1 tRNA gene and 1 rRNA gene are annotated in these 548 nt (G+C 46.4%); both read right to left on the reverse strand.

From position 1 onward, the window contains the following. Positions 1–250: 250 nt before the first annotated feature. Positions 251–326, reverse strand: a tRNA-Glu gene (locus tag ABFX35_RS23665). A gap of 143 nt (positions 327–469) precedes the next feature. After that, a 16S ribosomal RNA gene (locus ABFX35_RS23670) occupies positions 470–548 on the reverse strand; the annotation flags it as partial.

A 548-nucleotide genomic window follows, 5' to 3' on the forward strand; every position in this document is an offset into this window, starting at 1 on the left:
ATTAGCACGCCCTTCATCGCCTCTGACTGCCTAGGCATCCACCGTGTACGCTTAGTCACTTAACCTCACAACCCGAAGATGTTTCCATCATCGGCTGTGCGCTTTTGAGAGACTCGTGAATAATCTTTCGATTATTCATCATTTCAATTTTCAGCTTGTTCCAGATTGTTAAAGAGCAATATCTTAAACACGACTTGTTAAAGTCATCTTTAAGATATTCGGTGATAATGTCTTTCACTCATTATCGGAATGGCGTCCCCAAGGGGATTCGAACCCCTGTTACAGCCGTGAAAGGGCAGTGTCCTAGGCCTCTAGACGATGGGGACACGAAAATTCCGTACCAGACCACTTGCGTGATATGGCACTTTCGCATCAGCGTAAGGTTTCCCCTACCGCATCAACAGGTGCTCTTGCTCATTCATTTCATCAGACAATCTGTGTGGACACTGCACATTCAGATATCGTTCGGTAAGGAGGTGATCCAACCGCAGGTTCCCCTACGGTTACCTTGTTACGACTTCACCCCAGTCATGAATCACAAAGTGGTA

The sequence above is a fragment of the Gibbsiella dentisursi genome, from assembly GCF_039539505.1.
In the GTDB taxonomy this organism is placed as follows: Bacteria; Pseudomonadota; Gammaproteobacteria; order Enterobacterales; family Enterobacteriaceae; genus Gibbsiella; species Gibbsiella quercinecans.